The following is a 26360-nucleotide window of genomic DNA, read 5'->3' as shown; positions in this document are numbered from 1 at the left end:
AGAGTGCGTTATTGTATCAATTATTGAGAAACTACATCCTGACGCACCATACTATTTTAGCTTACAAGCGTTTAACAAGTATCCACCGCAACTCTAACGGCGGTGTTTGTTGCACCGAAAATAAATCCCGCCCGCTAGCCCAACTGACAAACCAAGGTGTAGGTGGCCACGCCGAGTCAGGCAAATGTTTTTGTTCGTATTGAATCACAGATTCATCAGAAATAATTTCTAACGGCAAACCCTCTATTGCTGCTTGCAATTCTTGTCTGGTAATCAGATAAGACCAACACAATTCAGACATTTGTTTTGCCATCTCGTCGGGTTCGTACCCATCTACAGCTAAGAAAGTGCTGAATAAGATAAATCCGCCGCTTAACACGGCATCGGACATTTTGCCGAGGAAAAGACGAATTTGTTCGGGATAACGGAAGTGAGAGAGAACTTCGGTAGCAATGGCTAATTTGTACCGATAAGTTTTCATCCTCAATAATGGGTCTAAAACGTCGCCTTGGGTGACATTTATCGGCAAGTTTTCGGCGGTTGCTGCTGCTGATAGTTTTTCGGCAAATATGGGTGTTAGTTCGATCGCATCCACGGAATGACCTAACCTTGCTAAAGGCAAACTATTGCGCCCTGGGCCCGCACCAACATCTAAAATAGGTGCTTTTCCCGGTTCGCCTAATTCGGCGGCAATGGCGATAACTTTGGCATCGGGATGGCTGCCGAATAAAGGTTCGGGGCGAATATCCGGCCAGCTATGATATTTCTGGGCCATCGATTCGACTTGAATCTTGGTATTCAGAGTAATGCCGCCGGCTAAACCGCTTTGGGAATTGGCGGGAAAATATGAGACTATGAGATTAGCGTGGGGGGAATTTTTGAATCCTTCTGCTAAGGCATTGGCGATTAATGTTCGGAAGTTTTCGGTTTGGGAAGCATTGATGTTTTGTCCGAGGATGGTTAAGAAGTCTGACAGTAATTTAAGATAGTCGTCTAGCATCGATGGCAAGCAAGGGAGATATAATTCTCCCTTGATGCCGATGTTCTTTTTGAGCCTTTCTTTGAGAATTAATTTCAGGCGATTCGAGTCTGTCAGCGGCGGGCTTGTTTCGGGTGATTGGCTGACGGGCAATTGGGGGATAGATGCGGCACTGGTGAGGTTTTTAGTCACAATAGTTTCGATTAGATTCGGCAATAAGTGCGATCGCACCGAGCATAATCTTGTGCTCTTGCACCTGAATTCGAGCGTGCAGCGTTTCTGCGGTATCTTCAGGCAATACCGGCACCGCAGCCTGCATTAAAATCGGCCCGCTGTCTACTTCTAAACGGGCGATATGCACCGTACATCCGGTGATTTTAACCTTGGCGGCCAGTGCTTGCTCGACGGCGCGAATTCCTGGGAAACTCGGCAGTAAGCTGGGGTGAAGGTTAATTACGCGATCGGGAAAAGCATCAAACAAAACTTTGGTAACAATTCGCATCCAACCCGCCATCACTACCCATTCTACATCATACTCTTGAAAAGTTTTGACAATTTTTGTATCTAATTCTTCGCGGCTTTTGCAGTCGCGGTGATTGAGCAGAATCGAGGGAATGCCGTATTTTTCTGCTCTGGCTGCGGCTTTCGCTTCGGGGTTGTTGTAAATTAATACTGGGATTTGAGCGTTAAGTTCTTGGTTTTGGATGGCTTGGGCAATTACCTCGAAGTTGCTGCCGCTTCCTGATGCTAAAACTCCTAATTTTAATGGAGGATGAGCCGGAGCGATCGCACTTTTGCCAATCTCAGGAGAAATCAGGCAGGCATTGGAATTAACAGATACTGGATTAGCGGTCATAAAGATAAAAACTATTCACTCGTCTACTACAATACAGGTAAAGGGTAAGGTGTGCTTGGTCGCACTCTACATGGAGATATTGCGTAAATCCTAAGTATATTATTTTTTGTCGCTGACTACTGATCCACTCCTATTCTCCAATATTCTCAAAAAACTCTTCCCGGAGAAGCGAATAAAGTTTTAGATCCCAATATCTGTCTTTCACAAATAGGTGCTGTCGCAATACCCCTTCCAATTGCATCCCCACTTTTTCCATCACCCGAGCGGAAGCAATATTGTTAACTTCACATCGAGCCATAATTCGATTCAGCGACATCTCCCGAAAGCCGAATTCAATAACTGCATTGACAGCCTCGCTCATGTATCCCTCGCCCCAATATTTTCGCGAAAGTGCGTAGCCAATTTCCGCGCGGCTGTGCGTCATACTCCATTCCACAAATCCGCAAGTCCCGATAAACTTTTTCTCGGCTTTGTGGACGATTCCCCAATCTACCAGCTCTCGTTTTTTGTACATTCTTGTAAGTGACTTGAGAAAGTATTTAGTGTCTTCGAGCGAGGTGTGAGTTGACCACATTGTGTATTCTGATACTTCGGGGTTGCAAGCATACTCAAACATATCGCTGGCATCATTTAAAGTTATTTTTCGGAGTAGCAGCCTTTCAGTTTCTATAGTAGGTAAATTGGCTAATATATCGAGAAGGTTCATTTTGAGATTGCCCTATAATGTGATACCATTTAAAACTAAAAGCTAAAATTTACAAGCCAATGGTTCGGATTAAATTTGGGCGTTTTAACTGGTTGGATAATGATGCGATCGCAGCTTGGACTTTTCTGGCCCCGGCTTTGCTGTTTCTGGGTACTTTTTTGATTTGGCCGATCGCCTATTTATTTTACCTCAGCTTTACCAGCGGCAGCTTTACCCAGTCGGGAGTGCGTTGGATTGGCTTCAACAACTACTGGCGTTTAGTCACAAACCCGGATTTCTGGCAAATTCTCCAAAATACGCTCTATTTTACTACTGCAACAGTCATTCCCAGTTTAGTGATTCCATTGGGTTTGGCAGTTTTGCTAAATCGCTCGTTTGCTTGGCGAGGAGCTCTCCGCACCGCTTATTTTATTCCTTCGATTACCTCTTTAGTTGCAGTGGGGTTGGGTTGGCGGTGGTTGTTTCAAACCGAAGGCCCGGTGAATAATGCCCTAAGTGCGATCGGCTTAAATCCAATTCCTTGGCTGAGTAGCACAGTTTGGGCAATGCCTGTGATAATTCTGCTCAGTGTTTGGAAGCAATTAGGCTTTAATATGGTAGTATTTTTAGCAGGATTGCAAGCAATTCCGGTAAATCGTTACGAAGCCGCAGAATTGGATGGAGCTAATGCTTGGCAGCAATTTTTGTACATCACTTTACCCGGTTTGCGGCCAACTTTAGTATTTGCTACCGTGACTACTGCTATTTTTACTCTGCGGAGTTTCGAGCAAGTTTACGTCATCACCGGCGGCGGCCCTTTGAACTCTACTAATTTGCTAGTTTATTATATTTACGAGCAAGCTTTTTCGCAATTTGATTTTGGCTATGCAGCCGCAGCGGCAACTTTCCTGATGGCTGTAGCTTTGATATTAGTCTATTTACAACTAAAAGTTTGGGGCGAAGATGCTTGATATAACATTGGGTAGCATTCTTTGTGTATGGGCGGGGTGGGTTTACGAGATTGTTTGTTTTAGGCATGATGGTTGGTAAAACCCGCCCCTAGGCGCAAATTATACAATTAACCATGCCCATTGCCCAATTACCAATTCCCAATTTTATACTCCATGTGCTCTGCTGTTTTTTCAGCTTGCGCTGTACCCAAAAGTTTGCAGACAACGTGCAAAGACATATCAATTCCCGCAGCAATTCCCCCAGAAGTGATGATTTTGCCGTTATCTACAAATCGCTGATTTTCGATAATAGTTGTGTTGGGAGCTAATTCTCTCAATAACTCCAAGGCCCGATGGTGTGTAGTTGCTTCCAAACCTTCCAATAAACCAGCTTTTGCCAAAAGCAGCGAACCCGTACAGACAGAAAGCACTAATTCTGCTGTTCGCGCACAATCTTTTATCCAGTTAATAACTCCTGAATTATCGATTAACTTTCTTGTACCTTGTCCTCCCGGTACAATTAAAATATCTGGTGGCGGACAATCGGAAATGGTGCAGTCGGGATTTACACTCAAACCATTGCGGGCGTTGACAGCACCGGGATGTTCGGCTACGGTAGAGACTGCAAAAGGTCGTGAAGCGAAGCTATCCCGAAGGGAATCGCCCTTACTTAATTCTGATGTCACCGAAAATACTTCAAAAGGGCCTGCAAAGTCCAGTACCTCGACATCATCGAACATTAAAATAGCTACGTTCCAAGTTGCCATAAGACCTACTTCTGATAGAGGCAAAAAATCTCGGCGATTTGTTATCGTAGAAAAGGTATAATTTAAATTATTAAAGCTATGCCGAAAAATATTCGCCATCGCGCCCTAACAATTTGTCTTTTATGTCTGGCTTGCGCCTTAGCAATTGCTGTTGCGCCAATTGTTACGCCCGCTCAATCCACAACTCAATTAGAGTTTCGCATTACTCAATTAGAAAGGCAAATTTCTGAACTCAGGGGACAAATCTACAGCTTGCAGAACCAAGGTTCTAGAGTTAACCGGCCTCAGTCTCCTTCCCCTTCAGGTTCGGGTCGCACAAATTCTAGACCGCTGTCGGGAGACCCGATGTTTGACAATTTAGCAACTTTGGCAATTGAAACTAAGCAAGATGTTATTAAAATTCAAGAGCGCTTGTCAAAGCTAGAAGCGTCGAGAAATCGCTAGAGAAGGAAGGAAGAAGGAAGGCGCGAGACGGATACACGGATTAATTATTGAGCAAAAGTAGGGAGTCAGGAGTCAGAAGGAAGAGGTTCAAGGGAAGAGGGAAGAAGTCAGTAGTCATTAGTTACAAGGATGAAGTCATATTCTCGCCAACTCAAAACTCAAAACTCTCCCCCTCTCCTTCTCTGCCACTCTCCGACGTTGAGGTCGAGAAAAGCAGGGTCTGCTAAAAGTCAACTTGCAGAACTATTCAATGATATGGAAATAAAAGGCTGCAACCACAAAATTGATTGCTAACAGCAACAGAAACCAGCCTGCGCGAAATGGGTAAGGGAATTTGCCCGTTTTCATCACGGACTCGGATTTTAATTGGTTCTTCGCTATCTCTGGCATAGGTAAAGCTCCTAATTGATAATGTCACTCTATTTACAAATAGCAGAGAGCGTCGCACTTATGCACAATCCTCTAGAGTTATTTTTTGTAACAAGGAGTTTATACCGAGTTGAATTGAGATTAATTTCAATCGCTCTCTCCGGCGTGGTAGGAACTGCGGACGAGAGGCCCCGATCGCACGCGCTCAAACCCCATCTCCCGCGCGATCGACCCGAAACGGTCAAATTCGGCTGGCGTCCAGTATTTACGCACTGGGAGGTGCTCTAGAGATGGTCTCATGTATTGACCGAGGGTGAGTCGATCGCACTTGGCATCCCGCAAATCGACCATCGCTTCGACTATCTCGGCTTCGGTTTCCCCGTGTCCCAACATCAAACCGGATTTGGTGGGAATAGTTGGGTCATATTGCTTAACAATACGCAGAACGTCGATCGAGCGATCGTACTTGGCCCCCCTCCGCACCGGCCCTTGCAACCGACGCACTGTCTCAATATTGTGGTTGTAACAAGCCGGTGTAGCCTCCACTACCGTGCGAATCCGCTGTCGCTGCAACTCATCGAGCCCGGAATTCTCCCCCTCTGAACTCCTCCCGATTCCCCCCCAAAAATCCGGCGTCAGCACCTCAACTTCAGTATCCGGGTTCAAAAGGCGGATTTGGGCGATCGTCCTTGCAAACCAACCCGCACCCCCATCCGGCAAATCATCCCTCGCCACCGAAGTCAGCACCGCATAGCGCAAACCCAACAACTGCACCGCCTCCGCCACCTTTTGCGGTTCCTCCGGGTCTAGCGGCATCGGAGAATGACCTTTATCTACTTGACAAAAAGCACAAGCGCGGGTGCAAGTTGGGCCCATTAACAAAAAAGTCGCCGTTTTTTGGGCGTAGCACTCGCCCCGGTTGGGACATCTGCCCTCCTCGCAAATCGTGTGAATTTGCCGCTGTTTGATAATTTTTTGCACTTGCGAAAGTTCGCTAGCTTTGCCAACGGGCCTACGCAACCACTGCGGCATCGCCTCGATTTCACCCCGCATTTGGGCGGCAATTAATTTGACAGTAGGAGTTTGAGGAATTTGGGGCGACATATAATTAAGTGGCGATCGAGTTAATTCCTTCGATCGTATCCGAAATCAAAGCCCCTGAAGTTGTAGCAGTCTCACCCGAAATCAGAATCGCGCCGAGATGCCGCAAAACTAAACTCGCGCAGAATTCTGGGTAGAATTCGGTTAGGGATATACTGAAGGTTGCGAATCATCACTCATTACTGAAGGAGTCAGTCGTGGCTGGTCAAAAAATCTTGGTAATCGATGACAGTAAAGTCATCCGGGTCCGAGTCCGAGAGATGTTGCCTCAGGGTAACTTTGAAGTTCTAGAAGCAAAAGACGGCGAAGAGGGACTCAAACTGATTCGTCAAGCCCGGCCAAATCTAATTATGTTAGATTTCCTACTGCCCAAAGTCAGTGGTTGGGAAGTGTATCAAAAAGTGCAAGCCCATCCGGAGCTTTCTAAGATACCTTTGGTGATCATGTCGGGGCGCGAAGAAGAGGTGATGGAAAAAATTCCGAAACCCTTCGAGAAGCATTTTTTTGCCTTTATCGCCAAACCCTTTGAGAAGAAGCAGCTAACCGAGGCGATCAAATCGGCGATGGTACTGGCCAAAAAGAAACCGATACCGGAAGCCCCAGCCGCCGCCGCTGCACCAACTTCTGGAGGAGGCGAGGCCGAAATTCAGGCGATGACTCTGAAAATGGCGAAAATGCAAGCGGAAATTGATGCACTCAAAAAACAAATGACTCAGGTGATTACGATCATCAAGCAGAAATTGAAATAATTCTGCTGTTTTTTGAAGGCACTTATGTAGAAGGAAACTTCCACACCGTGAAACTTTTTATTGAGTCTCAATGGCTGCGTTTTGATCGGCATTCATTCTTTTGCAAAATTGTTTGAGCGAGTGCGATCACCAATAGCCTGCAACTGGTTTCTCAAAATTCCAGTGAGAAAATCAATTAAAAGTTAAAAATAAAACAAGGGAGGAAATTAATTATTAATTAATATTAGGATTTTTAATTCCCGCTCGTTCCACACTCAATTATTAACTCCTCAGTCTCATTTTTTTGGTTAATGACTAACGACTATTCCGATTTTTTGCCTCAACTGCGTGCCTCAACAGAGCAATTATTGAAAAGATTAGACTGCTTCGATCAAGCGCAGGTATTAGCGATCGGAGATTTGACCTTGGACGAGTTTCTTACCGGACAAGTAGAGCGAATTTCCCGCGAAGCACCTGTGTTGATTTTGCGCTACGAAAATACTCGGCAACTACCCGGAGGTGGCGCAAATGCTGTCTACAATTTAGCCAAACTGGGAGGCAAAGTAAAAGTTGCTGGTTTGGTGGGAAAAGACGACCAGGGAAAGGCTTTGTGCGGTATTTTTGAGGCGGCGGGAATTGATACGGCTGGGATTTTAATCGATTCGCAGCGTCCAACTGTTACCAAAACTCGAATTTCCGGGCACGCGCGACAGTCGGTGACTCAGCAAATTGTCCGAGTCGATCGCAAATCGGACGAGTTGCCGGATTTAGATTTGCAGTTGCAACTGGCAGACTACATCCGGCAGCAAATACCGACAGTAGATGCAGTGGTTTGTTCCGACTACGGCGACGGAGTTTTGACTCGTTTGGCGATCGAATCGGCAGTGGTTCCCGGCAAAACAATTGTCGATGCTCAAACAAATTTGCAGCGATATTCTGGAGCAATGTTATTTACTCCGAACTTGCCCGAAGCCGAGCAAGCCGTCGGATATGCTATCAAAAACCCTCCAACTTTAATGCAAGCAGGACGAGATTTATTGAACTTAACTCAAGCTCAAAAAATCCTGATTACTCGCGGCGAAGAAGGGATGACTTTGTTTGAAAGGGTGAACGGCGAAGAAATCAAAAATTCACCTTCTCCAACATCCATTTGTGAAAAGGGGGAATTTGCCATTCAAAGTTGGGACATTCCCCCTTTTAACAAGACTGATGTATTCGACGTAACCGGTGCTGGAGATACAGTCGTAGCAGCAATGACTTTAGCTTTGTGCGTCGGTGCATCTGGTTGGGAAGCGGCAGTTTTGGGCAATTTGGCGGCTAGTATTGTCGTGCGTCAATTCGGTACGGCAACGACGACAGCAGACGAAATGAAAGAAGCTTTGAAAACGATGATTGATCACTAATCAGTTGTAATTGGTGATTGATTATTACTTGTTCCCATGCAGATCCTGGGAACAAGTAATAATTCCCAATTCCCAATAACTACTTACTCTTTTTCAAAATTTGTCCCTTGTCATCAATTGTCAAACCGCTATTGGGAAAATCGCTCTTTGTCAAACGGTCAATCAACCCCACAGTCCTAAAATTGTTATCAACAGCCGGAACACCTCGCCCGTCAAGTTGGATGGGGATAATCTTACCAGAAACAAAATCCCCTTGCGGAGTCATTTTCACATCCAAAATTAGAGATTTACCGAGTGTTCCTGCTGTGGACAAAGTGCGATAACCCAAAAAATTTCCCAGGGAATAAGCAATCAATTTCCCTTTATAAAGTTCCATCGCTCGGGGAACGTGCGGGCCATGTCCCAAAATCAAATCTGCTCCCGCATCAATCATCGTCCGCGAAAACAACACCATATTTCCCCGGTTTTCTCCGTAAAAAAACTCAGTTTTATTTCTCACATTCTGAGCACCCGTTCCTTCAGCTCCAGCATGAACTGATATCACTACAATATCAGCCTTTTCCTTAGCTTTTTTGACAACTTCTGATCCTGCTTTCAGTTCCAGCAAAGAATTGTGAACTTCGCCGTAGTTGCTGAAACCGATAAAGGCAAAATTCACCCCCTTGACATTTTGATAAACAATTTGATCTCTTTTGCCAACAGCCTTCATGCCATTGCTGTCGATGTTTTTAATCGTGTCATTAAATCCTTGCTCGTTAAAATCGTAAGAGTGATTGTTGGCAATACTCAAAATATCAAAACCAACATCTTTGAAAATTTTCGCATAACTCGGAGGCGTCCGAAAGGCAAACAGCATTCGTCCGCCGCCTGCTTTGGAACTGTAAGGATAATCGGTCATCGTGCTTTCAAAATTGCCAAATAGAATATCAGCTCCTTTGAGGTACGGTTTTACCGACTCTAATAACATCTCTTTTTTTGCCGGCAGTTTGTTGTAGGGATAATTTGTGCCGGGGATCATGTCGCCAACTGCTTTGATGCTGACAGTTGCGGGCACAGTGGCAGGTTTTTTGGCAGCCGGGGAGGGCGATTTTGGAGCGGGAAGGGGTTTGGCTGCGGGTGCAGGCGCGGGTGTCGAGCTCACTTCTTGTACCGCAGGCTTTGACGTGAGAGGGTTATTAGTAGCGGTGGTTGGGGATTTGTAAAATTGAGAAGCCAGAACAAAGCCGGATATCGGCACGAGAATTAGACTCAGAGCACCGACTGACAGCCCAGATTTTTTAGTTTTAGTGCGGGCTAACTCTGGCTGGGGTGATTGCTTTTGCTGCCTTTGGTTTGGGGGTTTTGGAGTGGGGGTTTTAGGGGGTTGGAGCGGAGATTGTTCTGGTGTTTGAGGGGGCGCAGTTGTGACATTTTGAGGTTTTTCTAGCTTGGGCAAAGTCACAGGAATGGGAGAAGCGGGTAGACTCGCGGCTACTGCTGCACTCGCGGCTACTGCTGCATTCACGGCAACTAATGCACTCACGGGTTCGGAAGTCAAGCGTTTTTTTAATTCTACCGTCTGAGTCCAAGCGGGCAATTGCTGACCGCCCTGCCGCCCGTAAACTGTCACTGAGTAAAGGTTATTTGGTTGCAGCCGCTGCAACCCTTTGACGGCGACTCGGAGACAGGCTTCTTCTGCAGGTAAATGTTCTGCTTCCAGCAGCAGGTGCAGGGTGTCATTTTCGCGGCTGGCTTTAGCCGTGACGCCGAAGCTTTGGAGTGCTTGGCCGATCAGAAATGCGATCGCCCTGGCATCGCCTTCTTTTGCTAAATTTAAAATATCTTGTTGGCTCACAAACGCCTCTACTCTCACACTAGAAATTTAGCTCGATCTTATATCAAATTTGGCGGCACAGCATTAAATACCCATAGATTTAACTTAAGTAAGTATGTACAAATAAACAGAACGTGGGGAGAGGGCGCGTGCGTGAAAGGGTATACTCGCTCTCACTATAGCTTCTAACTAAATCCGACCCTTCTTTTACAAGATAGTATGATTTTTGGCGCTTGCTTGCTGAATACAATATTTCCTAACGGTTATCTTAGGCGATCGCCCAAACACTTCTATCCGCCATAATTCCCCCCCTTGAAATTAACATTGGTCAAATCAGCGCTCTCTTTCTTACAGCATTTTTGGTAAAAAAACCCGGTTTCTTCGATCGAGAGTGCGTCCTCGAATGTACTGAAAATATTGGGTTTAGCAGCCAAGAATCCGCTCAAAAATGCGGTTTCTCGTTTCCAGTGCCAATCCCCCTGTCCCACTTGGGCCCAAATTAAGACAAAAACGATCGACCCCCAGGCTCAGAAGCTTGTTAAACTCTTGGTCATGCCACGCTATTAGTGAGAAATCGACGGCGAGCCACAATCGTCTGCTAGCGCCCCCGCAGTGCTGCGCTGCGGGGCCTGCACCGCACGCTGCACGTAGGTGAGATTAGCTGCAATCAACTTTCGGGATGCCGCTGCTAAAGTCGCGGCCGCCGATGTAGTTGTTCGTTTTAAACTAATTAAACTAATTATTTAAAGGAGTTGCACGTCAATGACACAATTGTGCTTATGAGAGCTGGCTCGGTGCCCTCTCAACCAGGGTTTTTCGTTAGTCTGGTGCTATTAGTGAGTTAGTTAAGCCCATAGCAGCTAGGATCGAGCTAACTCAAGGTTAAACTAAAGCTCGTCATGCGGCGTTGCCTCTCAAAACCCGGATTGAGTCTTATGGCGCATTACCGCTCCTCTGTATGTTTGTTCACCTGCATTGCCTGTCTGGGCGCTGCGTTCAGTCCAAGTGCCGACGGAGGGCACCAGGTACTCAATGCCTCCTACCGGGCTGTTTCCCAAGAAATTGCTCAGGCAAACTCTCCCCCGGACGATCGCCAGGATTCCAAGCCTCCAAAACCGTCTCCAGCGCCCGATAAAAACAAATCTCAGCCGTCCAAAACGTCCAAATCTAATTCTAAGATCCCGAAATCGGTATCCAATTTGATCGTCATTTTGTCTCGTCAGCGGGGGTTCTTAATGTTGGGTTTGGCAGCAGTTGTCGTCACGGCAGCGGCAGTATTTATCATGATCAAATTAGTTAGCAGTGACGAGTCAAATTATTCTAAGCGAAGACGAGGAAGATTTGATCGCCACAACCAAAGAAACTCTCAATTTACTAATCCTGATTCTCCTACAAACTCGCACGAAAGTAGACCGAAAGAGACTTCTTCGGGGCGACAGTCGCTGTCAGCCTTGCCCTACCCTTTTGATTTGCCAAAAGGCCACAGTATCGAGAGCAGCGATCGATCTTTTATCCTGGAATCCGGGGAATCAGAATCCGACGATGCAGTAGTCGAGGGCGATCGAATTAATTCCGACACCTCGCCCTTGGAAACTCACAGCAACGGATACAGCAACACAGGTTTCAACATTCCCGAAACAACTAATCAAACCGATTCCCTAGCGAAGAAGAAAGGTATTTCCCTTCCCGAAACGGATGGTAGACCTAAAGTTGATATTATTGAAGCACTGATTGAAGATTTGCAGCAGCTAAATCCGGCAAAGAGAGGCAAAGCAATTTGGGAACTAGGCCAGCGGGGAGATTCCAGAGCAGTTGAGCCGTTGCTCGATTTGCTACCAAATTCCGACTCCAAGCAGTACAGTTTAATTTTGGCAAGTCTCTCGGAAATTGGCATTCGCACGCTCAAACCCATGAATAATGCGTGGTCAATTTCGCTGCAAAATGAAAATCCCGAAGTGCGTAAAAATGCAATTCGCGACTTGACGCGGATTTACGAATTGGTGAATCAAATCAGTTACTTGTTGCACCGTGCGACGGACGATCCAGATCCAGAAGTTCAGGAAACTGCTCGCTGGGCAATCAATCAGTTGAACCGCCTCCGTCCGCGTTCTGGGATGGATTAATAAATGTCGCAATTTTCAAATAATTTGAACTTGAGATTTGAAAGGGGAAATTAATAATTTAGATTATGTTAAAATTAGTGAATGCTGATTAATGACTAATGACTAATGACTAATAACACTTTAAAACTATTGTTCCTGTCAACTTCGGTCGGTCAACTAGGTTCGGGGTTGGGTGGCGGTGTCGAACTTACAGTCCTTAACATTGCTAAAGAATTGCAGAATCGCGGCCATAAAATAGCAGTTGTAGCGCCGATAGGTTCAGTGTTAAAATCAATTCCAGTAATCGAAATAACGGGGGATTTGCAAGTAACCGCCCAAACACAAGATTACAATGATCCTATTGTGATGCCCGCCGATTCTGTGCTGGCGAATATGTGGGAATATGCTCGCCAAGTTCAGGATGAATGGGATGTCCTTGTTAATTTTGCATACGATTGGCTGCCGTTTTATTTGACACCATTTTTTAGGACTCCGATCGCACATTTGATCAGCATGGGCTCCCTTTCCGCAGCCCTCGATCGCATTGCCGGACAAACCGCCGTCCAGTTTCCTGGTACGATCGGAGTTCACACCGCTTCTCAAGCCAAAACATTCGCCTTTGCTGATGAATGTCAGTTGTTGGGAAATGGCATAGATTTATCCCTGTACCAATTTTGCGACCAACCGCAGTCTAAATTAGCTTGGCTAGGCCGCATCGCCCCGGAGAAAGGCTTAGAAGATGCAGTAGCAGCAGCGAAAATTACAGGCATTCCCCTGAAAATTATGGGCAAAATGCAAGATGAGGATTATTGGCAAAAAATTTGTGCAGATTACCCGGATGCTCCGGTAGAATATTTAGGGTTTCTAACAACAACCCAAATGCAAGAGCAAGTCCGTCAGTGCCGAGCATTATTGATGACACCACGTTGGGTGGAAGCTTTCGGAAATGTCGCGATCGAGGCTTTAGCGTGCGGTGTGCCTGTGATTGCTTACGAGCGCGGGGGGCCAGCGGAAATTGTGAGAGACGGACTGACGGGCTTTTTAGTGGCTCCTGATAGCGTAAATGGCTTGGTAGGTGCGATCGCCCGCTTAGACCAAATTGACCGCAGCGCTTGCCGGCGACAAGTAGAGGTAGAATACTCTTTGGAAGCTTTGGGCGATCGTTTTGAACACTGGTTCCAATCTATCACTCGTAGTAGGGGGCGTCAGTAATAATACTGGCACATTTTTAGAAATATCCGCTGACTGACGCACCTTACAACTTTATTGAACAGCAATTCAAATATCTTCTAAAAGTGAGTTAAATAAACTCTTAATCGACCACAAAAAAGAAAACCGAAAAAAACTATGGCAACCGAACGTTTAGTGCTTTTATCCAGTAGAGAAATCGAAAAAATGCGCCAAGCCGGCCGTTTAGCGGCCGAACTTCTGCTACATCTCGAACCAATGGTTAAACCGGGAGTAAGCACTCTAGAAATTAACGATGAAGCCGAACGCTGGACTTTGGCACACGGAGCAAAGAGCGCTCCCCTAGGCTATAAAGGATTTCCCAAATCTCTGTGTGCAAGCGTCAATGAAGTAGTCTGTCACGGCATCCCCAATGCGAAACAAATTCTTAAAGAAGGTGACATTATTAATATTGATGTAACGCCTTTAGTTGATGGTTATCATGGCGATACTTCCAAAACTTTTTTTGTGGGCCAACCTTCACCTGTAGCGAAAAAGTTAGTTGAAGTAACCGAGGAATGTTTAAGAAGAGGAATTGCGGAAGTCAAACCGGGTGCTCGTACTGGCGACATCGGTGCCGCGATTCAAGAATATGCTGAAGCACAGGGTTTTTCGGTAGTGCGAAATTTTGCGGGACACGGGATTCATAGAGTCTTTCACACTGAACCGGAAATTTTGCATTACGGCAAGCGGGGTACGGGAAAAAAGCTCAGACAAGGCATGGTTTTTACGATCGAGCCGATGATTAATGAGGGTACTTGGGAAGTGGAAATTCTCGCCGATGGTTGGACTTCTATCACCAAGGATGGAAAGCTTTCGGCTCAATTTGAACACACGCTAGCTGTGACTGATTCTGGGGTGGAAATTCTGACTTTGCCTTAGCACTCATTAACACACAATCTGAAAAACTCACTCCTAAATCAATAATTAACATTCATCCCGTAGGGGCTGGTTTCACCGACAATATCTAACGATTATCAACAATCTAGATAAACCCGCCCCGCCACAACCGATAACCCATATCAACCTGAAATTTACATCAAATCCGAAAATGTAGGTTTGTATTTATGGGTGGGTGGGGGCGGGTTTGGGAGATTGTCTATTTCAGTCAGAGATTGTCTGTCAAACCCGCCCTACGGAATTACGATCGATTCACCAAACACGATATAACTAATAACTAATAACTAATGACTGACATAAAATTTCTACAACCCGGAGATTTGCTCAAAGTAATTGCCCCTAGTGGCACTTTGCGAGAATCAACCAACTTTGAAAAGGGTGTAGAAATTTGGAAATCCCGCGGCTATCGAATTGAATTAACACCGGGTTTTGACGATCGCTGGGGCTATTTGGCAGGTTCCGACGAAAACCGCGTCCGACAGTTGGCAGATGCCCTCAATGACCCGGATTGTCGCGGTATTCTCTGTGTTCGAGGCGGTTTCGGCAGCACTCGACTTTTGGAAAAAGGAAATGTGGGAAAGGCGGAAAAGTCCCAGTTTCCAACTCCCGATTCCCATTCGCCGAAATGGTTAATCGGCTTTTCAGATATTACTGCTTTGCTGTGGAATCAGGCTAAATTGGGTGTTTGGGGTGTTCACGGGCCGATGCTGACAACTTTGGCTGCGGAACCGGATTGGTCTGTCGATCGACTTTTTGACTGCATAGAAGGTCGTCCCTTACAATCTTTGCAAGGTAAAGGATGGGGCAGCGGACAAGCCACCGGGCCTCTATTTCCGGCGAATCTGACGGTTGCTTCTCATTTGCTCGGAACCCCGTATCAACCGGATTTGACCGGGGTTATTCTCGCATTTGAGGATGTTTCTGAGGCTCCTTACAGGGTCGATCGAATGCTGACTTTGTGGCGGATGGCAGGGGCTTTCGCAGGCGTGCGGGGCATTGCTTTGGGGCGTTTCAGCCGCTGCGAGATTGACCCGAGTATTCCCAGTTTTAGCATTGAAGAAGTTTTGCGCGATCGGCTGGGGGACTTGAATATTCCCATTGTCTCGGATTTGCCCTTCGGGCACGAGGGAGTTAACGCTGCTTTACCTATGGGAATTATGGCGAGTCTCGACGCTGATTCGGGATTGCTGATTTGCGGCGATCGATCGCAACTTTAAATTAGGGATCAACGTCTATAACTTTAACATGAGATTTTGCACCCGCTAAATAGTCCCGTTAGGTGAGGTTGACACGGTTGGCAGAAATTACATTTAAAATGGATTGTGTATGCAAATGTCGGCGCAAAGAAAGCAAAAAGATTTTAAATTTTTCCAGAGGTTGATATGAGAACACACAACTTGTTAAACAGTATTGCTGCCGCTGTGCTAGTTACCGGACTGGCACTTACGGGGATTTCCTCAAGTGCTATTGGCCAACAGATACGGAATAACGATCGCGTTGCCGGAGTAATTCGCCGCACTTCCCCCATCTACCGTTTTCGGAATATGTGGGTTCCGGGTTCTCCGACGGAAGAATTGCGTGGTCAAGAATACACATTCAGCGCTCGCGAAGGCGACAACATTGAAGTGTTTTTAGATACAGATAGAAGTAGCGGTTTTACTCCCGTCATGGTGCTGTTTTACGGGAACAACAAACAAGTCGCTTTTACGCAAGACCGTTCTTTTAATTATCAAATTCCCCGTAGTGGCGATTATAAACTGTTAGTGTTAGCAAAAGATGCTGCCAGAGGCGGTAGCTATACGCTGGAAGTTGCGGGAATTGATGGGGGCGACAGACGATCTCGCAATTCGCGGGACGATTGGTACACCGGGCGAGATAACGATCGATATGACGGTCAATATGACAGAGCACAGATTCTGCAAGATGATTTTGGCTTGCGGTCTGTTGATTGTCGCGAGAGACGTTCTATGGTGAGAGTCAGGTTTGACGATAATAATCAAGACTCGACTTACTGCGCTGTGCCGACTAGAAACTTTCCGGCGGGAGATTATTACTACAATTCGCGGACTAGAGATTTAGATTCGGCGAGGCTGGATGATAATAGGAGGTTCGATGAGCGCCGCGATCAATGTCGCGTATCCGTGGGCGGAGTGTGCGTGACGAGGTAAGGAGGTCAAACTCTAGCGCGGGATCAGAAACCGGGTTTCTTCGTAGAAACCCGGTTTCTTTGCGTAAGCTGTTGCGGCATTTAAAATGTCTGTCAAAAAAAATCAAAGTCTTGTGGGGAGTAGGGGTTGGGCGGCCCGCCCGCCCTGAATATACAATTTAAATGCGTGACAGCTTATCGACGCACTCCGACTCCTCGAAACCGGGTTTTTTACGCTCATCTGTGGGCTGCAACGCGTCTTTCGGAAAAAACCTGGTTTATGACTACCCGTGCGTTCAGTATTATTGGTATATTAATAATATTAATGATGTGGCAAAATGTATGAGCGTTAAAGAACTTGAAACAGCAATTATGAACTTGTCAGTTAAGGAACTATCCGAACTCACTGCTTGGCTGATAGAGTATCGCCAACAGGTTTGGGATAGGCAAATTGAAGACGATTTGGAGGATGGGCGGTTAGATGCGCTACTTGATGAAGTCGATGCAGAGTATGAAGCGGGATTGGCTAAAGTGTTATGAAGCATCTGACTCTACCGCGTTTTTGGCACTGCTATCACCAGCTACCTAAAGAAATACAAGCCTTAGCCGATAAAAATTACGAATTACTCAAAGGCGACCCGTATCACCCTTCGCTGCATTTTTAAAAAGTTGGCAGGCTAAAGCAATTGCAATCGGTGCGAGTAGGCGATAGTTACAGAGCTTTGGGAGTTGAGAAACCTGAAGGTATTGTCTGGTTTTGGATAGGGACTCATGGGGATTACGATGCAATATTAGCTCAGAAATAAAGCCGCCGATCGAGTGTGATAATAGACGTTTAATTAGGGCTTGCTGAATAATAGATCGCATATTGCGTGGCCTGGGTTTCGAGCGCGCGAGCGAGAATAAAGTGCAAGATAAACAGGTAAAATAGGTCAAAACCCGTGCATCACCACCTGAGATCATGTACAAAAAGGTTGAGCTTGTTCCCATCCCACCCTGGGACTTTGAACTAGCCAACGGCTCTAAATTGTCACCAGAGAACCGTTGGGTAAAGATGGCCCAAGTAATACCGTGGTCTGAATTTGAATCAGAATATGCTCAAAACTTCCCCACAGAAATGGGTGCACCAGCTTTCATCATGGAGGATGGCGTTGGGGGCATTAATTATTAAGGAAAAATTAGGAATTAGTGATCGGGAAACAGTAGAACAAATCCGTGAAAACCCGTATCTGCAATACTTTATCGGTCACTCAAGCTACAGTAACGAACTGCCATTTGACCCATCACTATTGGTTCACTTCCGCCAAAGAATTAGTCCGAACTTAATTAATAAAGTGAATGAACGAATGGTCGAAAAAATGCGCTCCATCACCCCAGTTAAACCCGAAAAAAAAAAGGATTCGGACGCCAAAAATGAGTCACCCAATCGCGGAAAATTAATCATAGATGCTACCTGTGCCCCAGCAGACATTACCTATCCGACCGACTTAAGACTATTAAACAAAGCCAGAGTTCATACCGAAAAAATTATAGACATCCTGTATAAACAGATTAAAGATCAAACCAGTAAAAAACCAAGAACCTACCGTAATCTCGCCCGAAAAGATTACTTATTAATAGCAAAACAAAGAAGACCATCCCGCAACAAAAAAAGACAGGCAATTAAAAAACAACTTCAATATATCAAAAGAAACCTCACTCATATTGAACAGCTAATCGAGTTAGGTGCGACCCTCGAACGCCTGAACACAAAGCAATATAAAACCTTGCTAGTCCTCACATAGGTCTATCGCCAACAGCAATGGTTATTTGATAACAATAAACAGAGCATTGAGGATAGAATAGTAAGTTTAAGCCAACCCCATATCCGTCCCATACTCAGAGGAAAAGCCGGAAAAAGCGTAGAGTTTGGAGCCAAACTATCAGCCAGTTGCTTTGAAGGATATATATTTTTAGAGAGGATGAGCTGGGATAATTTTAACGAATCAGGAGACTTAAAAGCACAAGTAGAAGCATATCATAGCTTCACAGGATATTATCCAGAATCAGTTCATGCAGATCGAATTTATCGAACAAGAGAAAACCGAGCTTGGTGCAAAGAAAAAGGAATTAGAATCAGTGGGCCGCCCCTCGGAAGACCCCCAGCAAAGGTGAGTAAAGAAAACAAGAAGCAAGCCGCATCTGATGAGAGGATTAGAAATGCAATTGAGGGCAAATTTGGGCAAGGTAAACGAAGATTCGGTCTGAATTTGGTTATGGAAAAACTTGACAATACCTCGCAAACAGCCATTGCGATTACTTTTTTAGTAATGAACCTTTCTACCTGGTGACGCCGGGTTTTTTGTGTGTTTTTATGCGGTTCCGGGAAAACAATCCCTGTTTTTGGGATTAACATAATCTGCGCTTATATTTCACTCAAATTGAGGCAGGAAAAACTCATCCTTAACTCGCCTTGAATAGATCGATCGCTCTTGCTCTTGGGAAAGCGATCAATTATTCAGCAAGCCCTAATTAGTCTCCCCAGCGAGTAGAGAGGTAAAGTAAATAAAATGTGCGGTTTGCACGTAGCGTTTCCATTCAATTAGTTTGCCCTGCGAGTGAGGAGACTTCCATTATAAACCCCCTACAGTGGAAGGATTTTAGATGTCATTTGCCAGCCTCGCAACCAACCAAATCCCGATCGCCCAAAATCGAACTCAGCCACTCCCCTCATCTCCCTCACCGCTGACAGATGAATTTTTTGTCAAAAAGGACGATCGCACAGTGGTAAGCTACCAAAGGCATTGAAATATCTAAGGTAGAGAAAAGTTAAAATGTCGGCATTAAATGAAGTTCCCTTGTTGTTGCGGGCAGCCCGCGGCGAAACCCTAGACCGCCCGCCCGTGTGGATGATGCGCCAAGCCGGCCGCTACATGAAGGCTTATCGAGATTTGCGAGAAAAGTATCCCTCGTTTCGCGAACGTTCCGAAATTCCCGAAGTTGCGATCGAAGTTTCCCTTCAGCCGTGGCGCGCGTTTCAACCCGACGGCGTAATTCTGTTTTCCGATATTGTCACCCCCATGCCGGGTTTGGGCATCGACATGGACATCGCCGAAGGCAAAGGCCCGATTATCCACGCACCCATCCGCACTCAGCAGCAAATCGACAACCTGCAACCGCTGAACCCGGAAGAAAGCTTGCCGTTTATCAAAACAATCCTGAAATCCCTGCGCGAGGAAGTCGGCAACAAATCCACCGTGCTCGGTTTTGTGGGCGCGCCGTGGACGCTGGCGGCCTATGCGGTTGAGGGCAAAGGTTCTAAGGATTATGCCATCATCAAAAACATGGCATTTTCCGATCCAACTTTACTGCATCAGTTGCTGTCAAAATTCGCCGATGCGATCGCCGTTTACGTGCGCTATCAAATCGACTGCGGCGCGCAAGTAGTGCAAATGTTCGACTCCTGGGCAGGCCAACTTTCCCCCCAAGACTACGACACCTTCGCTCTACCTTACCAGAAACAAGTATTCGAGCAAGTCAAAAAAACCCATCCCGACACCCCGTTAATTCTGTTAGTCACCGGTAGCGCCGGCCTCCTCGAACGCATGACAACATCCGGCGCCGATATCATCAGCGTCGATTGGACTGTGGATATGGCCGACGCGCGCCGACGTTTGGGCCCCAATATGAACGTTCAAGGAAATCTCGATCCGGGCGTGTTGTTTGGCTCTCAACCGTTTATTCGCGATCGAATTCTTGATACAATTCGCAAAGCCGGCCATCGCGGACACATCCTCAACTTGGGACACGGCGTGTTACCCGGAACTCCCGAAGATAACGTGCGTTTCTTCTTTGAAACCGCAAAACAAGCCGACAAATTGCTTGCAGTTGCTGCTTGATTTGATTTCGATTGTAGAATCCCATCGCATCCGGTTAATTGCACCTGATATTTGTAGGGAGACGGCAATGCCCATTGGTGTCAACTTAACGTAAAACCGACCGTCTCTTTTGTTTGTATCAAAGTCTAGATCCCCCCTAGCCCCCCTTAATAAGGGGGGGACAGGAAGGACTCAAAGTCAACCCCTACTCCCCTTAAGAAGGGGGATTTAGGGGGATCAGGACTCGAATAAAAGCGATATTCCTCATGGACTTTAGGCTTAAGTTGACACTAATAGGCAATGCCCTATCCCTACCGTTGAAAAAGCGTCGAATCCTTCCCTCTTCTCCTGCGGCAAAATGAACTCCAAAAAAATTTTTGTGACGGGTGCAAGTGGCTGTATCGGTCACTACATGGCCGAAACTTTGATTCAAGAGACAAACCACGAACTTTACTTATTAGTTCGCAACCCCGAAAAATTAAAATTTGATTGGAAAGCCCGCCCTGGCATCCATATATTACAAGGCGATATGCGAGATATCGATCGACACGCCGAACTTCTGCAAACAATTAATGTCGCAATTTTAGCTGCCACTGCTTGGGGAGGAACTCAAGAAGTGTTTGACGTTAACGTAACCAAAACTCTGCGCCTAATTCAACTACTTTCCCCACAGACTTGCCAACAAGTAATTTATTTTTCAACGGCCAGTATTCTCGGTAGAGACAACAATTTGCTCAAAGAAGCCGGGGAACTGGGGACGGATTATATTAGCTCAAAATACAACTGCATGGTGCATTTGTCAGCTTTGACAAATGTGCCTCCAATTACCGCACTTTACCCGACATTAGTATTGGGAGGAGACGCAGAAAAACCAGTCTCTCACTTGTCATCTGGCCTGCCACTTGTCGCCAAATGGATTGGTTTGATTCGCTGGTTTAAGGCAGATGGCAGTTTTCACTTCATCCACGGCGCAGATATTGCTAAAGTAGTTAATTATTTAGTTGAACATCCGCCGGCTTCCGAGGAACCGCGACATTTTGTGCTAGGAAATCCGGCGATTACAGCTAACGAAGTGGTAGAACAAGCTTGCCAGTATTTGAATAAAAACATATTTTTTCGGATTACTCTGTCACCTTGGCTGGCGGATTTCTTTATTTGGCTGTTCCGAATTCAGGTGGCTGCTTGGGATAGATTTTGCATCAGCTACCGCCATTTTACCTATCAAAATCTTGTGAATCCCGAAAGCATAGGAATGCCGAGTTACTGCGGCACAGTTGCCGATATGTTAAGAACTAGCGGGATTCCCGGCAAAGATTCAAATTAGAAGGAAAAGGGAACAGGGAAGAGGGAATGTGTACCTTACGAGATATATATAGGGTGCGCCGAGGCGCATTTTACGAATAATGTAAGTTTTTCAAATTCTTTTTTGCCTTAGTCCCATGCTTTTTAAATGCGATTATCGTCAATTAAGGGTCAAATACGATAAGATATCAGCATTTGCAAACTTTAACAGGGAACTGCAAGCTAAAAATTGCGCTGACGATCTTTGTCTTAGGGGGTCTCACCCCTCGCCCGATATTCGATCGAGTGCAAGATCGTAATTTTAGCCTTAACATTAAGTCTTGAGAGTCGATCGAACTCTCAAACACGCCAGGCCGATCGCAAGTTGTTTACTGATGTGAGGTTTAACATATAATGCGAGTTCTTCTAGTTTACCCGCTGTTTCCGAAAACATTTTGGTCTTACGAGAAAATCCTAGAATTAGTCGATCGTAAAGTTCTGCTGCCACCGCTGGGTTTGGTAACAGTAGCCGCTATTTTACCCCAAGAATGGGAGTTTAAGTTAGTTGATCGCAACATCAGACAAATCACCGAAGCAGAATGGGAATGGGCAGAGCTCGTTATTCTCTCCGCCATGATTGTCCAAAAAGAAGATTTGCTAGACATAATTCGCGAAGCAAAACGGCGCGGTAAATCCGTAGCTTGCGGCGGCCCTTACCCGACTTCAGTACCCGAAGAACCTCAAGCAGCGGGCATAGATTACCTGATTCTCGACGAAGGCGAAATCACCTTGCCGATGTTCGTCGAAGCAATACAACGGGGCGAAAAAAGTGGAATTTATCGATCGGACGGCGTAAAACCAGATGTTACCACAACCCCAGTTCCCCGCTTCGATTTGCTGGAATTAGACGCCTACGACTCAATGTCAATTCAATTTTCCCGAGGCTGTCCTTTCCAGTGCGAATTCTGCGACATAATCGTCCTCTACGGGCGCAAACCCCGCACCAAAAACCCCCAACAATTGATCGCAGAATTAGACTATCTCTACAACTTGGGCTGGCGGCGCGGCGTGTTCATGGTAGACGACAACTTTATCGGCAACAAACGAAGTGTCAAACTGTTACTAAAAGACTTAAAAGTTTGGCAAGAGGAACACAAATTCCCGTTTACTTTCAACACCGAAGCATCCATCGATTTAGCCCAAGACCAAGAATTGATGGAGATGATGGTAGCTTGCAATTTCAATGCAGTGTTTCTGGGAATTGAAACTCCCGATGAAGAAAGCTTGCAAATGACCAAGAAATTCCAAAATACCCGCAATTCCCTGATAGAATCGGTAGAGTTGATTGCGAAAACTGGTTTGCGAGTAATGGCCGGATTTATCATTGGATTCGACGGCGAAAAACCCGGTGCCGGTCAGCGCATTGTAGACTTTGCCGAAGCTGCTGCAATTCCGAGTACAACCTTTGGAATGCTCCAAGCTTTGCCTCATACTGCATTGTCCCACAGACTCGCAAAAGAAGGGCGGTTGCGCGACAAATCGGGCAACCTCAACCAGACTACTTTGATGAACTTCATTCCCACGCGGCCGCTAGAAGATATCGCTAGGGAATATGTCCAAGCATTTTCTGATGTGTACGATGCTGAGAAATATTTAGACCGCACCTATCGCCACTTCTTGATGCTGGGTGCGCCTACAGCAAATATACCTGCAAGAGTTCCCAGTTGGATCGATTTGCGGGCGCTGCTAACTGTGGTTTGGCGGCAAGGAGTCAAGCGCAGCACTCGCTGGAAGTTCTGGCATCATTTGTTCAGCATTTTCAAGCGCAATCCTGCGGTTTGGGATCATTACTTAACTGTGTGTGCTCACAACGAGCATTTCCTCGAATACCGCCAGATTGTGAGGGATGAAATCGAAGCTCAATTGGCTGAGTTTTTGGCTAATGAGTCTCAAACTGTATATCAAGAACCTGTTTCTGTTGAGGAAAAGCAAGTGCAAGCGGTTTAGGGTTCGAGAATTCAACCGCAGATAAACGCAGGTAAACGCAGATGAATGTAAGATAGTCTGCGTTTATTTTATTTTTAATCTCGTTTCCAGGTTCTGGCTGGAAATGTCATATCCTGCGGCTCAGCAGCCTCTTGAGAGCAGGCGAGAGAGCCTTCCGACGGATTCCCCGTTTTTCACTGAAAAGGTGAAATACTACTATTGGCGGCAGCAGTTATTTCGGCAGATAGAGACGCGATCGCCCCCAAGTATGAAAATCTAATAATAAGCTCAAAAATATCAAAATATCGATCGCCCTCCACCCGCCATGTTAGGAACAAATCAACTCAGAACAGCCGCTCTCTTAGGACTCCTAAGCGGCCTTCTCGTTTTAGGAAGTTATTATTTAATCGGCAACGAGCAAGGACTTTACATCGGTTTAGCACTAGCCGCCTTCTCAAGTTTTAGCTCTTGGTACTATTCCGACACGGCAGCGTTAATGGCTTACCGCGCTCAGCCGATCGCCCGCAGTGAAGCACCAGAAATCTACGATATGGTAGCATCGCTGAGCGAAAAAGCGCAAATTCCGGTGCCGAAAATATTTCTAGTTCCTACTCAATCTCCGAACGCATTCGCCACAGGGAGAGACCCGGAACACGCGACAATAGCAGTTACTGAAGGCATCATCAAACTGCTTTCTCGCGAAGAATTAGAAGGCGTTTTAGCGCACGAACTGACGCACATCCGCAACCGCGACACCCTCACTCAAGCAGTTGCAGGAACAATTGCCGGTGCAATTACATTTATCGGGCGAATTCTGACTTTTGGAGCACTTTACGGCCCGGTAACGCGGGATAGCAGACAAGGCCCGAATCCGTTTGGTTTGCTGTTTTTAATCATTTTAGCACCGCTATCAGCAACCGTAATTCAAATGGCGATTTCTCGGACGAGGGAATTTGCAGCCGACAGCGGTGCGGTGGAAATTACCAATAACCCGATCGGTTTAGCAAACGCGCTGCAAAAATTGGAGAAAATCGGCCATGAAATTCCCATGCACGGCAATCCTGCGATGTCGCCGCTGCTGATAGTGAATCCTTTTTCGACTAAAGGTTTGCAGTCACTTTTCCGCACTCACCCGCCGACAGAGGAGCGCATTCAACGCCTTTTGGAAATCGCGCAGCAGCAGCAAGGTACTCCTGTTATGGCCTACGTGCCCGGAATTTAATCGTCGAAAATGCAGCAACAATATTTAGAAACCCGGTTGTTTGAAGCAGCCGGGTTTCTGTTTGTTTATAATGCTCGCTATATGAAGCGACTAATTCTTCGATTTCGATAGGTGAAGGGGGATCGCTTTTTCCGGAAATATCGGACTGTGATTTCGATAGGTAAAGGGCGATCGCTTTTCCCGTAAATATCGCACAGTTTTGTCTTTACTGTGAGGCGTGATGCCTTTATTGAAAGGATTTACCCCACGCAGCAATTCATCAGGCTTGTTCTTTAAGTCCGGTGATGCTAGTAGTGGTCTATAAACTTCACCTTCATAGGGCTTCCAAACATATCCGAGACTGAACGATTGAAAAACCGAAGATGCTCCCGTTGCTTGCCAAACAGCTTCAGCTAAAACCAATCCAGGAAAAACCAAGGCAGGCTCTTCAATCAATTCGCTGTAGGTTCTAAACTCATCTACTTCCATACCCACTAAAGCATACCGAAACGGCGGAGCAAACCGCAAACTCTGATACAGAAATATACCTACTTCCGTCATTAAATAAGCACTTTCTGGAGTGTCAATCCCAATCTCACTGATGCCACTTGGACAAACACGACACCACCAATTTTCTTCTATGTCCTGAAAACTTTCTGTCCGACATTGGGAATGTCTACCGTTTGAGAGCATCCAGGAAATTTCATTGAAATATTGAGCAAATTGCTGTGCTTCAGATTGCTTTGTGCCACATTCAGCCGATAAGCTAAACACCCATGCCATTGCTGTTCTCCCGTTGACTAAATTAAACTATCAAACTTTCTCCCATTCGTTCTGTGTCTGGGCCAGGGCTGCTTCATATTTCTCTAAAAGCATTGTAGCGCTTGGCAAAATACTGACATGAGTTGGACTATCTTGCACAGCTTCAATATCTCCGAGGATCTTGCTGTCGTCAATCTGCCAAAGAGGATCTTTTCCTGTTCCGCCAAATTTTGGGGGTTTGCGGAATGGTGGTAAGCCTTCGATAGAGAGGGATACAGACATTCCTTTTGTGTTTCTAATAGCTACAGTGACAGACTCCTCTGATGACTTGCGCTCGGTTTCTGGTAGTAAATAACCTTGTTCATCCAACCAGTCTTTGGGCACTTGCTCAACATCAATGTCAATACTGGGTCTGACTCCCAGTAGCCTCGCGCTGCGTCCCATTTTGGGTTTACCGTTTTCTTCTGCCATGCCTCGATAATAGAGTCTTGCCATTAGCCTTTTATCAGCCCAACTCGATCGCCCAACCAATCATAATGTAATTTCTGTATTGGTTGGATGCGATCGCTCTTTGTTGTTGCAGCTAATTCGTGAGATGTCACTGCTCATTTATTTTGATTTGAGTATCAGGGAGAGCGCCCTGTGATTGCTCTCCCTTAATACAATTACTTGCGATCGCACAAACGCGGGTTTGTCCGTTTGCCGTTGTCTGTTTCAGTCGGCTCATCCTGGAGTGCGATCGCAAAACGCAGATGATTTGGAATCATCTGCGTTCATCTGCGGTTTAATTAAACCCTATTAAA

Annotated in this window: 26 protein-coding genes and 1 pseudogene; 18 read left to right on the top strand and 9 right to left on the bottom strand. The window is 46.0% G+C overall.

The features are described from left to right. Positions 1-61: 61 nt before the first annotated feature. The 3 genes from QUA74_RS03610 to QUA74_RS03600 form a co-directional block, all read right to left on the bottom strand. Positions 62-1171, bottom strand: a complete 1110-nt coding sequence (locus QUA74_RS03610; RefSeq protein ID WP_333325023.1) for a class I SAM-dependent methyltransferase — start codon at positions 1169-1171, stop codon at positions 62-64. Then, positions 1164-1835, bottom strand: coding sequence for a phosphoribosylglycinamide formyltransferase (gene purN, locus QUA74_RS03605; RefSeq protein WP_333325021.1), 672 nt, complete (start codon positions 1833-1835; stop codon positions 1164-1166). Before purN ends, QUA74_RS03610 begins: the two co-directional genes overlap by 8 nt. A 130-nt stretch (positions 1836-1965) precedes the next feature. Continuing rightward, complete coding sequence (locus QUA74_RS03600; RefSeq protein ID WP_333325019.1) at positions 1966-2541, bottom strand: GNAT family protein; 576 nt, start codon at positions 2539-2541, stop codon at positions 1966-1968. A gap of 59 nt (positions 2542-2600) precedes the next feature. Here QUA74_RS03600 and QUA74_RS03595 point away from each other — a divergent pair, with 59 nt between their 5' ends. Beyond that, positions 2601-3491, top strand: a complete 891-nt coding sequence (locus QUA74_RS03595) for a sugar ABC transporter permease (RefSeq protein WP_333325016.1) — start codon at positions 2601-2603, stop codon at positions 3489-3491. Between the two features lie 128 nt (positions 3492-3619). On the opposite strand, the gene QUA74_RS03590 is transcribed toward QUA74_RS03595, so the two are convergent. Continuing rightward, a complete protein-coding gene (locus QUA74_RS03590; protein WP_333325014.1) occupies positions 3620-4237 on the bottom strand; it encodes a DJ-1/PfpI family protein in 618 nt (205 codons plus the stop codon). A gap of 78 nt (positions 4238-4315) precedes the next feature. Between QUA74_RS03590 and QUA74_RS03585 the strand changes: the two genes are divergently transcribed. After that, on the top strand, positions 4316-4681 hold the full coding sequence (locus QUA74_RS03585) for a hypothetical protein (protein WP_333325012.1): 366 nt from the start codon (positions 4316-4318) through the stop codon (positions 4679-4681). A gap of 243 nt (positions 4682-4924) precedes the next feature. On the opposite strand, the gene psaX is transcribed toward QUA74_RS03585, so the two are convergent. Beyond that, a complete protein-coding gene (gene psaX / locus QUA74_RS03580; RefSeq protein ID WP_333039887.1) occupies positions 4925-5029 on the bottom strand; it encodes a photosystem I protein PsaX in 105 nt (34 codons plus the stop codon). 168 nt (positions 5030-5197) lie between these two features. Further along, positions 5198-6154 carry a lipoyl synthase gene (lipA, locus tag QUA74_RS03575; protein WP_333325010.1) on the bottom strand — a complete coding sequence of 319 codons (957 nt, stop codon included), beginning with the start codon at positions 6152-6154 and terminating at the stop codon, positions 5198-5200. Positions 6155-6348: 194 nt separating this feature from the next. Here lipA and QUA74_RS03570 point away from each other — a divergent pair, with 194 nt between their 5' ends. Both QUA74_RS03570 and QUA74_RS03565 read left to right on the top strand, forming a co-directional pair. After that, on the top strand, positions 6349-6900 hold the full coding sequence (locus QUA74_RS03570; protein ID WP_333325000.1) for a response regulator: 552 nt from the start codon (positions 6349-6351) through the stop codon (positions 6898-6900). A gap of 290 nt (positions 6901-7190) precedes the next feature. Further along, entirely contained in the window at positions 7191-8282 is a 1092-nt protein-coding gene (locus QUA74_RS03565) for a PfkB family carbohydrate kinase (protein WP_333324998.1), read from the top strand. Between the two features lie 79 nt (positions 8283-8361). Here QUA74_RS03565 and QUA74_RS03560 read toward each other — a convergent pair whose 3' ends face one another. Then, positions 8362-10116 (bottom strand): CapA family protein, encoded by a 1755-nt coding sequence (locus QUA74_RS03560; RefSeq protein WP_333324997.1) that lies wholly within the window; start codon positions 10114-10116, stop codon positions 8362-8364. Positions 10117-11030: 914 nt separating this feature from the next. Between QUA74_RS03560 and QUA74_RS03555 the strand changes: the two genes are divergently transcribed. From QUA74_RS03555 to QUA74_RS03495, 14 genes and pseudogenes are all read left to right on the top strand, one after another. Beyond that, the gene (locus tag QUA74_RS03555) at positions 11031-12218 is read left to right on the top strand and encodes a HEAT repeat domain-containing protein (protein ID WP_333324995.1); all 1188 of its coding nucleotides are present in this window, start codon (positions 11031-11033) and stop codon (positions 12216-12218) included. Positions 12219-12323: 105 nt separating this feature from the next. Next, on the top strand, positions 12324-13409 hold the full coding sequence (locus QUA74_RS03550; protein WP_333324993.1) for a glycosyltransferase family 4 protein: 1086 nt from the start codon (positions 12324-12326) through the stop codon (positions 13407-13409). 135 nt (positions 13410-13544) lie between these two features. Then, positions 13545-14306 carry a type I methionyl aminopeptidase gene (gene map / locus QUA74_RS03545; protein ID WP_006635181.1) on the top strand — a complete coding sequence of 254 codons (762 nt, stop codon included), beginning with the start codon at positions 13545-13547 and terminating at the stop codon, positions 14304-14306. A gap of 305 nt (positions 14307-14611) precedes the next feature. Then, the gene (locus QUA74_RS03540; RefSeq protein WP_333324991.1) at positions 14612-15541 is read left to right on the top strand and encodes an LD-carboxypeptidase; all 930 of its coding nucleotides are present in this window, start codon (positions 14612-14614) and stop codon (positions 15539-15541) included. A gap of 165 nt (positions 15542-15706) precedes the next feature. After that, positions 15707-16492 (top strand): hypothetical protein, encoded by a 786-nt coding sequence (locus tag QUA74_RS03535; RefSeq protein WP_333324989.1) that lies wholly within the window; start codon positions 15707-15709, stop codon positions 16490-16492. A gap of 320 nt (positions 16493-16812) precedes the next feature. Further along, positions 16813-17010 carry a hypothetical protein gene (locus QUA74_RS03530; protein WP_333255008.1) on the top strand — a complete coding sequence of 66 codons (198 nt, stop codon included), beginning with the start codon at positions 16813-16815 and terminating at the stop codon, positions 17008-17010. After that, positions 17007-17135, top strand: coding sequence for a hypothetical protein (locus QUA74_RS29800; protein ID WP_445302120.1), 129 nt, complete (start codon positions 17007-17009; stop codon positions 17133-17135). The genes QUA74_RS03530 and QUA74_RS29800 overlap by 4 nt, the downstream gene beginning before the upstream one ends. Positions 17136-17156: 21 nt before the next feature. Continuing rightward, positions 17157-17276: a hypothetical protein gene (locus QUA74_RS29795; protein WP_445302119.1), complete on the top strand. Its 120-nt coding sequence runs from the start codon at positions 17157-17159 to the stop codon at positions 17274-17276. 155 nt (positions 17277-17431) lie between these two features. Further along, a pseudogene (locus tag QUA74_RS03520) lies at positions 17432-18926 on the top strand (IS5 family transposase). A gap of 187 nt (positions 18927-19113) precedes the next feature. Then, complete coding sequence (locus tag QUA74_RS03515; RefSeq protein ID WP_333202345.1) at positions 19114-19257, top strand: hypothetical protein; 144 nt, start codon at positions 19114-19116, stop codon at positions 19255-19257. A 26-nt stretch (positions 19258-19283) separates the two neighbouring features. Further along, positions 19284-20348 (top strand): uroporphyrinogen decarboxylase, encoded by a 1065-nt coding sequence (hemE, locus tag QUA74_RS03510; protein WP_333046489.1) that lies wholly within the window; start codon positions 19284-19286, stop codon positions 20346-20348. Positions 20349-20685: 337 nt separating this feature from the next. Continuing rightward, positions 20686-21651 carry an NAD(P)-dependent oxidoreductase gene (locus QUA74_RS03505; protein ID WP_333324986.1) on the top strand — a complete coding sequence of 322 codons (966 nt, stop codon included), beginning with the start codon at positions 20686-20688 and terminating at the stop codon, positions 21649-21651. 371 nt (positions 21652-22022) lie between these two features. Then, on the top strand, positions 22023-23615 hold the full coding sequence (locus QUA74_RS03500; RefSeq protein WP_333324984.1) for a B12-binding domain-containing radical SAM protein: 1593 nt from the start codon (positions 22023-22025) through the stop codon (positions 23613-23615). A 304-nt stretch (positions 23616-23919) separates the two neighbouring features. Further along, positions 23920-24816 (top strand): M48 family metalloprotease, encoded by an 897-nt coding sequence (locus tag QUA74_RS03495; protein WP_333324982.1) that lies wholly within the window; start codon positions 23920-23922, stop codon positions 24814-24816. A 90-nt stretch (positions 24817-24906) separates the two neighbouring features. Here QUA74_RS03495 and QUA74_RS03490 read toward each other — a convergent pair whose 3' ends face one another. Together QUA74_RS03490 and QUA74_RS03485 are read right to left on the bottom strand one after the other, a co-directional pair. After that, positions 24907-25578: a hypothetical protein gene (locus QUA74_RS03490; RefSeq protein ID WP_333324980.1), complete on the bottom strand. Its 672-nt coding sequence runs from the start codon at positions 25576-25578 to the stop codon at positions 24907-24909. A gap of 30 nt (positions 25579-25608) precedes the next feature. Further along, positions 25609-26052: a Tse2 family ADP-ribosyltransferase toxin gene (locus QUA74_RS03485; RefSeq protein ID WP_333324978.1), complete on the bottom strand. Its 444-nt coding sequence runs from the start codon at positions 26050-26052 to the stop codon at positions 25609-25611. Between the last annotated feature and the right edge of the window lie 308 nt (positions 26053-26360).

Origin of the sequence: Microcoleus sp. LAD1_D3, from assembly GCF_036702135.1 — a bacterium.
GTDB lineage: Bacteria > Cyanobacteriota > Cyanobacteriia > Cyanobacteriales > Microcoleaceae > Microcoleus.
The sequence above is the reverse complement of the archived record's forward strand: the minus strand, read 5'-3'. Positions and strand labels throughout refer to the sequence as shown.

Excerpts from the sequence above, each read along its gene's own strand:
- purN (WP_333325021.1), bottom strand. The coding sequence starts at position 1,835 with ATGACCGCTAATCCAGTATCTGTTAATTCCAATGCCTGCCTGATTTCT.
- QUA74_RS03600 (WP_333325019.1), bottom strand. The coding sequence starts at position 2,541 with ATGAACCTTCTCGATATATTAGCCAATTTACCTACTATAGAAACTGAA.
- QUA74_RS03595 (WP_333325016.1), top strand. The coding sequence starts at position 2,601 with ATGGTTCGGATTAAATTTGGGCGTTTTAACTGGTTGGATAATGATGCG.
- QUA74_RS03590 (WP_333325014.1), bottom strand. The coding sequence starts at position 4,237 with ATGGCAACTTGGAACGTAGCTATTTTAATGTTCGATGATGTCGAGGTA.
- QUA74_RS03585 (WP_333325012.1), top strand. The coding sequence starts at position 4,316 with ATGCCGAAAAATATTCGCCATCGCGCCCTAACAATTTGTCTTTTATGT.
- psaX (WP_333039887.1), bottom strand. The coding sequence starts at position 5,029 with ATGAAAACGGGCAAATTCCCTTACCCATTTCGCGCAGGCTGGTTTCTG.
- lipA (WP_333325010.1), bottom strand. The coding sequence starts at position 6,154 with ATGTCGCCCCAAATTCCTCAAACTCCTACTGTCAAATTAATTGCCGCC.
- QUA74_RS03565 (WP_333324998.1), top strand. The coding sequence starts at position 7,191 with ATGACTAACGACTATTCCGATTTTTTGCCTCAACTGCGTGCCTCAACA.
- QUA74_RS03555 (WP_333324995.1), top strand. The coding sequence starts at position 11,031 with ATGGCGCATTACCGCTCCTCTGTATGTTTGTTCACCTGCATTGCCTGT.
- QUA74_RS03550 (WP_333324993.1), top strand. The coding sequence starts at position 12,324 with ATGACTAATAACACTTTAAAACTATTGTTCCTGTCAACTTCGGTCGGT.
- map (WP_006635181.1), top strand. The coding sequence starts at position 13,545 with ATGGCAACCGAACGTTTAGTGCTTTTATCCAGTAGAGAAATCGAAAAA.
- QUA74_RS03540 (WP_333324991.1), top strand. The coding sequence starts at position 14,612 with ATGACTGACATAAAATTTCTACAACCCGGAGATTTGCTCAAAGTAATT.
- QUA74_RS03535 (WP_333324989.1), top strand. The coding sequence starts at position 15,707 with ATGAGAACACACAACTTGTTAAACAGTATTGCTGCCGCTGTGCTAGTT.
- QUA74_RS03530 (WP_333255008.1), top strand. The coding sequence starts at position 16,813 with ATGAGCGTTAAAGAACTTGAAACAGCAATTATGAACTTGTCAGTTAAG.
- QUA74_RS29800 (WP_445302120.1), top strand. The coding sequence starts at position 17,007 with ATGAAGCATCTGACTCTACCGCGTTTTTGGCACTGCTATCACCAGCTA.
- QUA74_RS03515 (WP_333202345.1), top strand. The coding sequence starts at position 19,114 with ATGTCATTTGCCAGCCTCGCAACCAACCAAATCCCGATCGCCCAAAAT.
- hemE (WP_333046489.1), top strand. The coding sequence starts at position 19,284 with ATGTCGGCATTAAATGAAGTTCCCTTGTTGTTGCGGGCAGCCCGCGGC.
- QUA74_RS03505 (WP_333324986.1), top strand. The coding sequence starts at position 20,686 with ATGAACTCCAAAAAAATTTTTGTGACGGGTGCAAGTGGCTGTATCGGT.
- QUA74_RS03500 (WP_333324984.1), top strand. The coding sequence starts at position 22,023 with ATGCGAGTTCTTCTAGTTTACCCGCTGTTTCCGAAAACATTTTGGTCT.
- QUA74_RS03495 (WP_333324982.1), top strand. The coding sequence starts at position 23,920 with ATGTTAGGAACAAATCAACTCAGAACAGCCGCTCTCTTAGGACTCCTA.
- QUA74_RS03490 (WP_333324980.1), bottom strand. The coding sequence starts at position 25,578 with ATGGCATGGGTGTTTAGCTTATCGGCTGAATGTGGCACAAAGCAATCT.
- QUA74_RS03485 (WP_333324978.1), bottom strand. The coding sequence starts at position 26,052 with ATGGCAAGACTCTATTATCGAGGCATGGCAGAAGAAAACGGTAAACCC.